General features: G+C 71.7%; 5 protein-coding genes. All 5 read left to right on the top strand.

Annotated features, from left to right (window positions below; translation table 11 throughout):
- Positions 1-119: 119 nt before the first annotated feature.
- From AC07OX_RS31315 to AC07OX_RS31295, 5 genes are read left to right on the top strand one after another with little or no spacing between them, the layout of a single operon-like run.
- A complete protein-coding gene (locus AC07OX_RS31315; protein ID WP_495262757.1) occupies positions 120-2,033 on the top strand; it encodes a protein kinase domain-containing protein in 1,914 nt (637 codons plus the stop codon).
- A gap of 55 nt (positions 2,034-2,088) precedes the next feature.
- Positions 2,089-3,672 (top strand): murein transglycosylase A, encoded by a 1,584-nt coding sequence (mltA, locus tag AC07OX_RS31310; RefSeq protein ID WP_495262758.1) that lies wholly within the window; start codon positions 2,089-2,091, stop codon positions 3,670-3,672.
- A gap of 30 nt (positions 3,673-3,702) precedes the next feature.
- A complete protein-coding gene (locus AC07OX_RS31305) occupies positions 3,703-4,452 on the top strand; it encodes a hypothetical protein (RefSeq protein WP_062482983.1) in 750 nt (249 codons plus the stop codon).
- A gap of 27 nt (positions 4,453-4,479) precedes the next feature.
- On the top strand, positions 4,480-5,604 hold the full coding sequence (locus AC07OX_RS31300; RefSeq protein WP_495262759.1) for a hypothetical protein: 1,125 nt from the start codon (positions 4,480-4,482) through the stop codon (positions 5,602-5,604).
- A complete protein-coding gene (locus AC07OX_RS31295; RefSeq protein WP_495262760.1) occupies positions 5,601-7,628 on the top strand; it encodes a caspase family protein in 2,028 nt (675 codons plus the stop codon). The genes AC07OX_RS31300 and AC07OX_RS31295 overlap by 4 nt, the downstream gene beginning before the upstream one ends.
- The last annotated feature ends 43 nt before the right edge of the window (positions 7,629-7,671 follow it).

Raw genomic sequence — 7,671 nt, 5'->3', positions numbered from 1 at the left:
TCGCCTTTCTTTTGCCTACGTTTCTTTGGCGAAGCAAAGAAAAGTAGGTCGCCTGCCGGGGCGAGACCCGGCCTCGGGAAGCAAACCCAAAACGGCGTTCACCTAGCAGGAGCAGGTCAATGACCGACAACGCCCTTCCCCCGGAAGACGACCGCACCCGAGTCGTCTCACGCACGCCCACAACCGAAGCTGACACAGGCGGAGCCACAGTCATCACAGCCGGCGGCTTCACCACAGCCTCAGGCACCCCGGTAACAAGTCCCGCCACAGCCACCCACGACGCAGGCCTCCTCCCCGTAGGCAGCCGCCTCGCCGAATTCGAAGTCACCCGAGTAGTCGGCCAAGGCGGCTTCGGCGTCGTCTACGAAGCCTGGGACCACACGCTAGAGCGCGTAGTAGCCATCAAGGAATACCTCCCGACCTCGCTCTCCACAAGACAGCAAGACGGCACCGTAGTCCCCCTCTCAGAACGCCACAGAGAAACCTTCGACCTAGGCATGCGCAGCTTCATCAACGAAGCCCGCCTCCTCGCCCAGTTCGACCACCCCTCGCTCCTCAAGGTCTACCGCTTCTGGCAAGAAAAGGGCACCACCTACATGGTCATGCCCTTCTACAAGGGCGACACCTTGCGAGAGGCACTCGTAGCGATCCCCGCAGGCGTCGACGAAGCCTGGCTCACCCGCATCATGGACGGCGTCACCCAGGCCCTCGCCGTGATGCACAACGCCCACTGCTACCACCGCGACATTGCCCCCGACAACATCATCCTGCTCGAAGGCTCTGGCCGCCCCGTGGTGCTCGACTTCGGCGCCGCGCGCCGCGTGATCACCGACAAGACGCAGGCGATCACCGTCATCCTCAAGCCCGGCTACGCGCCCATCGAGCAGTACGCCGAGATGCCCGACATGTCGCAGGGCGCGTGGACCGACGTCTACGCGCTCGCCGCCGTGATGCACGTCGCCGTGTGCGGTCGCGCGCCGCCGCCGTCGGTGGCGCGGCTGCTGTCCGACAGCTACGTGCCGCTGGCCGGCAACGACATCCTGCGCCAGCGCTACAGCGACCGGCTGCTCGCGGCGATCGATGCGGGCCTGGGCGTTCGGCCCGAAGCGCGGCCGCAGTCGATGGCGGAGCTGCGCGCGGCATTGGGTCTCGAAGTCGGCCACAGCATCGCGCCCACGCCACGCACCGTGCCGCCGTCGGGCGCACGAAGCAGCAGTCAATCAGGTGCCGATGCACCGACGGTGATCGGCACGGCCCACATGCCGAAGCCCATCGCCGCCAAGGCACCTGTTGCGAACGACCACAAGAGTGGCGGCAGCAACAAGGCCGTCCTCGGCGCAGTCGCCGCCGCCGTGCTGGTCGCCGCAGCAGGTGGCAGCTGGTGGTTCCTCGGCCGCTCGGGCAGCGAAGGCGATGCCGGCAAGACGGCGCAAACCGCCACACCCGCACCACCCCCCGACACCCCCACCCAGGTCGCCGAGGCCCCACCGCCGCCGCCACCTCCGCCGCCTCCCAAGCCACGCACCCCGGCCGAATCCCTGCAATCGCTCGCAGCCGGCGCCGCCCCGGGCTTCGAAGTCACGGCCACGCCGAAGAAGGCCGAGGTCGCCATCGGCAAGGACAAGCTGGCCTTCGAGGTGCGCAGCAAGCGCGACGGTTTCGTCTACGTGTTCCTGCTGTCCAGCGGCGGCGAGATGTTCCTGCTGTTCCCGAACCTGCTCGACAAGTACAACAAGATCACCGCCAACGCCGCGCTCGCGCTGCCGCGCGCCTCCTGGCCGATGGACGCCGGCGGGCCGGCCGGCACCAACCAGTTCGCGGTGCTCGTGAGCGAGCACGAGCGCGACTTCGGCGCCTCGGGCGTGCAGAACGAAGGCGTGTTCCCGCAGTTCCCGCTGCCGGTGCTCGCGGCACTCGAAGCCACGCGCGGCACGGGGCCGTCGCCGCTGTTGGGCAAACCGGTGTGCGCGCCGGGCGCCCCGCCGTGCAACGACGTCTATGGCGTCGCGAATTTCAAAATCGTCGAGAAGTAATCGTCTGTAGAGCGTCGGCCGCCTTCGGCCCCCTTTCCACGACCAGGAGACTTTCATGCACACGTCACCGTCGCCGCACTTCGCGCTTCCCCTTTGCCGAACGGCCGCCGTGGTCGCGCTGGTGCTGCTGGCCGCTTGCGCCAACACGCCGCCGACCGCCACGGGTTCGGCCGCCACTGCGCCCACCACAACCGACCCCGCGACCGCACCGGCCCGCCCCACCGGCGGCAGCGTCGCGGGGCAGGCGCGCACCTTCTCGACCCAGCTCGCCACCTACACCTCGGTCGGCTTCGACGCCGTGCCGGGCTGGGCGCGCGACGACTTCTCGGAAAGCTGGCCGGCCTTCCTGGGCAGCTGCAAGGTGCTCAACGGCCGTGGCGCCGAATGGAAAGAGGTGTGCGAGCGCGCGCTGAAGGTCGACGGCAAGAGCACGCAGGCCATTCGCGGCTTCTTCGAGAGCGAGTTCTCGGCCTACCAGATCCGCGACGACGACCGCAAGCCTGACGGCGTGGTCACCGGCTACTTCGAGCCCGAGATCGCGGGCAGTCGCACCTACGTCGCGCCGTTCATCTACCCGGTCTACGGCCAGCCCGAGGACATGCTGTTCGTCGATGCGCGCAAGCTCCCGGCCGGCAGCGGCACGGTGGCCGCGAAGGTCGAAGGCCGCAACGTGATCGTGCAAAGCGGCCTGAGCACGCGCGACATGGGCGCACCGGGCCTGTATGCGCTCGACCTGTCGGCCATCACCCGCGACACGCTCGACCGCAAGGTGCGCCTGCGCATCGACGGCAAGCGCCTGCTGCCGTACTACACGCGCGAAGAGATCGAGACCAAGGGCGCGCCCAATGCCAAGGTGCTGGCCTTCGTGAGCAGCGCCACGGCGCTGTACGAGATGCAGATTCAGGGCTCGGGCCGCATCAAGCTGCCCAGCGGCGAAGTCGTGCGCGTGGCCTACGCCGAGCAGAACGGCCAGCCCTTCCGCCCGACCATCGCGCAGGCCGCCAACGGCAAGCCGCGCAGCGCCGTGAAGGTGCGCGGCGGCTCGCTCGAGCTGACGCTGGACGACGGCGACGACGAAGACACGGGCGCCATCGACAACAGCGTGATCCGCACGCGCGGCTTCACGCTGGCACGGCCGACGGCCAGCGGCGCGGTGGTGGTGCCGGGCCGGCGCACGGCCGGCGCGGTGACCGGCTCCGGCATCAAGGACCCGAGCTACGTGTTCTTCAAGGAATCGACCTCGCCCGCGGGCGGCCCGGTGGGCGCCTTCGGCGTGCCGCTGTCGGCCGGCCGCTCGATCGCGGTCGATCCGCGCAGCACGCCGCTGGGCTACCCGGTGTTCGTGTCGACGCGCACGCCTGGCAGCGGCGCACCCATGCAGCGCCTGACCATCGCGCAGGACACCGGCGGCGCCATCCGCGGCGCGGTGCGGGCCGACTACTTCTTCGGCAACGGCCAGCAGGCCGCCACCAACGCGCGCCGCATGAAGGAGCGCGGGCAGCTGTGGATTCTTCTGCCGCGCGGCCTGGCCGTGGCGCAGGCGGCGGTGTCGGGAGCGATCCGCACGCGCGGCGGCCCGGTCGGCGCCAATCTTCCGCAGTGCCTCGTGCCCACGGAAGGCGTCTGCGTCGACGACTGACCTCTTTTCTTTCGACCCCCTTGGCCCTTCATGCAGGAAACCCTTTCGTCCGCCGAGAGCTCTGAACTCGTCCGCCTCTGGCGGCGCCGGCAGACGCTGTCCTCGGACGACATGGGCACCATGTACCGCATCGTGGGCGATGCGCTCGTGGCCTGCAACCCGCCCGAGCTGCAGGTGCTGGGCGAGGGGCGGCAGGAGCTGGTGGCGCAGTTCATCTACGTGAAGGTGCTGCGGCTCGACGCCGACCCCGACGAGTCGGAAGAGCGCGCCGGCCACAGCGCACCGTCCACCGCCTTCGCGCTGTGCGCGTACTTCCGCCGCTACCTCATCGACTGCACGCGCGCCAGTTCGTTTCGCCGCAAGGTGTCCATCGGCGACCAGATCACCGAGGCCCAGCTCGAGGACGAACTCGGCCCGGGCGAAGACCTCGACGGCTGCCTGGCCGAGCATGGCCTGAGCGCGCAGGCCGTGCAGCTGGCGGCGCGTGCCTTCATCGCCGGGCTGCCCGAGCCCGAGCGCATCCTGCTGTGCGAGGGCTTCGGGCAGGAGGCCGAGGGCGGGTTGTCGGGCGTCGCCTCGCGCCACGCCATCGCCTCGTACCACTACCGCGCCGGCCGGCTGGGCCTCGTGCACAAGCGCGAAGGGCTGGGCGCCGGCTATGCGCAGACCCGCATCGGCAGTTGGATCGGCCAGACCCTGGGCATCGCGATCGAGGCCGACAACATGGCGGCGATCCTGCAGGTTTTCAAAATCCTCGGGGCTGAAGCGTCTTATGTCTGAAGACATAGCCATTCAGGAACAGACGCCATGACCACCGACCTCTGGCCCCCGCTCAGCGTGATCCGCCATGCGTTCGAAACCGGCGCGCCGCCCGGCGATGCTGCGCCGGACGCTGCACCCGTCGCGATGCCGCACGGCAACGCGGGCACGCCCGTGGTGTCGGACCTGCTGCTCCCTTTGACCGAATTGGCCCGGCGCCGCGAGGCTGTCGCCCGGCGCGCCTTCACCGCGCGCTGGGCGCCGGGCCGCCTCGTGAGCGTGGTGCACGACGGGCGCCTGCTCGGCGTGCTGCTCGACCGCTGCATCCACGGCGACCTCTGGCAGGGCTGGATGGCCGCGGGCGAGCCCGACTGGGCCGGCCCCTTCGACGTGCTGCTGGAGCCCGACGACGAGCCCTTCGAGCCGATGTTCGGCGTGATCCAGGCCTGGAACGTGCTCACGCTCGAGCCCAGCCCGCAGCTGGCCGCGCGCGTGCTCGGCGAGGTGTCGGCCACGCGGCTCGCCGCGATCCGCGCGGTGCACGACGAATGGGCCGCGCACGCGGCGCCCGACATCGCGCCCGAGCCCGGGCGCATCGCGCTGCGCGGCGTGGCCGGCGCGTTCTCGGTGCTCTCGGGCACGCCGCTCGGGCCGCAGGACCCGCGCACCGACTACCAGGCGCTGTACCGCGACGCAGGCCTGCAACTGGGCCGCGCGCTGGTGCAACCGCAGGAGGAGGCCCCCGCCGCGCCGCCGCCATCGCCCGCCCGGCCGCTGCCGCGGCCCGAGGACGGCTGGTGGGGCAGCATCCGCCGCTGGTTCGGCGCCGAAGGCTGGGCGCGCCCGGCCTTCGCAGCGGTGGCGCTGTTCGCGGTGATCCAGAACGTGGGGCTCATCGGCGGGCGTGGCACCACCGAAGACGACGACGTGCGCTTCCGCTCGGTGCCCACCGCACCGGTCGCGGCGCAGGCCAACCTGGTCGTGCGCTGGAAGGACGGCGTGCGCATCGACGAGGCCGATCGCCTGCTGCACACGATGTCGGCCGAAGTGGTCGGCGGGCCGGGGCCGAATGGCGTCTGGCATCTGCGCGTGGCCGACCCGGTCGGCGCTTTGTCGGTGCTCGCGACGTCGCCGTTGGTGGCGTCGGCCGGGCCGGCTTCGGAGCCGCCATGAACCTGCGCGCGTGCAGCCTGCGGTTCCTGCTCGCGCTGGTGGTGTGGGGCGCGGGCGGTGTCGCCGCGCAGGCCGCGCAGCGCGCGCTGCTCGTCGGCGTCTCCGAACTCGTCAACCAGCCGCAGGCCCTGTGGCTGCAGGCGCCGCGCAACGACGTGATGCTCATGCGCGATGCCTTGCTGAAGCAGGGCTTCGCCGCACCCGACATTGCCGTGCTCGCCGACGGCGTGCCCGGCGCCGCGTTGCCCGAATCGCAGGCCATCCACGAGGCGCTGGCGCGGCTGCTTGCGCAGTCGGCCAGCGGCGACTTCGTGCTGCTGTATTTCTCCGGCCACGGCACGCGCCTGCGCGACGTGGCCAAGCGCTACCAGGAGCCCGATGGGCTGTCCGAGAACTTCCTCGCGCGCGACGTGCGCGGCACGCTCGGCGCCGATGCCGCGCTCAGCGGCGACCTGCGCGACGTCGACTTCGACGCCTGGATCCAGGCCTTCCTGGCGAAGAACGTGTTCGTCGCCTCGGTGTTCGACACCTGCTCCGCCAACTCGATGACACGCGGCACGGGCGATGCGCCCGCGACCGCCGAGGGCCCGGCCGACGACGAGGTGCGCTGGCGCGGCCTGCGCACGACGCAGCTCATGGGCGGTGCGTCGCCCGCACGGTCCCTGGCTCCGCCGGCGGCGACCGATGCCGTGCCGCGCGCCCGCTACGTGGCGCTGTTCGCGTCCGAGAGCCACCAGATCACGCCCGAGCTGCGCCTGCCGCGCAAGGCGCGCAGCGCCCGGCCGCAGGGCCTCCTGACCTGGGCCGTGGTCGAGTCGCTGGCGCGCAAGCCCGCCACCTGGCGCGACCTGTTCGACGGCGTGCTCGCGCTGTACCCGCCGGTCATCGACGAACTCGCGCAGCGCTTTCCCACGCGCGAGCTACCCTCGCCCGTGGCCGAGGGCAACCTCGATGCGCCGTTGTTCGCCAACAGCGGCGCGCCCGCGTCCACGCGCCCGGTGTGGGGCGCGCAGCGCAGCGGCGACAGCCTGGCCGTCAAGGCCGGCCTGCTCGACGGCCTGGCGCCGCAGCAGGAGGTGCGCGTGCTCGCCACGCTCGACGACGGCACCGTGCGCCGCGCACCGGCCGCCATCGTGCAGATCAAGCTCGGCGGCGCCTGGCTCGCCGTGCCGGCCGCCTTGAAAGACCTGCCGGGCAGCGCGTTCTGGAGCGTCACGCCCATTGCCGAGCCGGCCGCGACGGCCCTGCGCGTGCGCGCCGACAAGCCGCTGCCCGCCGGCCTGAGCCTCGACTACCCGGCCGCGATCCGCCTGGCCGACGACCCCGCGAGCGCCGACGTGCGCTGGACCGACCTCGGCCCCGCGGGCCATCGCCTCGAAGCGCTCGCGCCCGTGTTCGGCACTGCCGCCTCCACCGTCGTGGTGCCCGACGTGGCCGCGCTGCGCCGCCGCCTGCAGGCGCTGGCGCAGCTCAAGTGGCTGGCCCAGCTGCAGGCCCATGCGAAGGGCGGCCAGCTCGACGGTTTCGATGTGGCGCTCGAAGTCTGGAGCGCCGACCGGCTGCTGCGCAGCGTGCCGGTCGCCGAGGCCGCGAGCGTGCTGCCTGCATTGCCTGCACTGAGGACGGGGGAGCGCGTGCGCCTGAACGTGCGCAACACCAGCGGCCGTTCGCTCGACCTCGTCATCACCGGCATCGACGCGCGCGGCGCGCTGCAGGCGGTGTACCCCGACGGGGCCGGCGAAACCAACCGCTTCAAGCGCGGCACGCCCGAGCAGCCGGCGGTCAAGCGTTTCGATCTGCCCTGGCTCGATGCGGCCGGCGAGGCGCGCCTGCTCGTCATGGCGGTGCCGGCCGCGCCCCACAGCGCGCCGCGCCTGTTCGGCGTGGCCACCGCGGCACAGGCCGACGTGTCGGAGGTGCGCGTGCGCGGCGGCCAGCCACCGGCCGCCGGCGGCGAGCGCCAGGTGTTCGCCGCCTTGCTGCGCAGGAGCGCTGGCACGGCAGACGGTGGTGCGCGGCCATGAGGCAGGTGCGCGTGGTCCCGGTCCAGTTTTCTTTGTCCGAATC

Source organism: Variovorax sp. GW821-FHT09D07 (genome assembly GCF_059416345.1).
This window is presented reverse-complemented; position numbering and strand designations above follow the sequence as displayed.

Coding starts and splice junctions, on each gene's coding strand:
- AC07OX_RS31300 (WP_495262759.1), top strand. CDS start 4,480: ATGACCACCGACCTCTGGCCCCCGCTCAGCGTGATCCGCCATGCGTTC.
- AC07OX_RS31295 (WP_495262760.1), top strand. CDS start 5,601: ATGAACCTGCGCGCGTGCAGCCTGCGGTTCCTGCTCGCGCTGGTGGTG.
- mltA (WP_495262758.1), top strand. CDS start 2,089: ATGCACACGTCACCGTCGCCGCACTTCGCGCTTCCCCTTTGCCGAACG.
- AC07OX_RS31315 (WP_495262757.1), top strand. CDS start 120: ATGACCGACAACGCCCTTCCCCCGGAAGACGACCGCACCCGAGTCGTC.
- AC07OX_RS31305 (WP_062482983.1), top strand. CDS start 3,703: ATGCAGGAAACCCTTTCGTCCGCCGAGAGCTCTGAACTCGTCCGCCTC.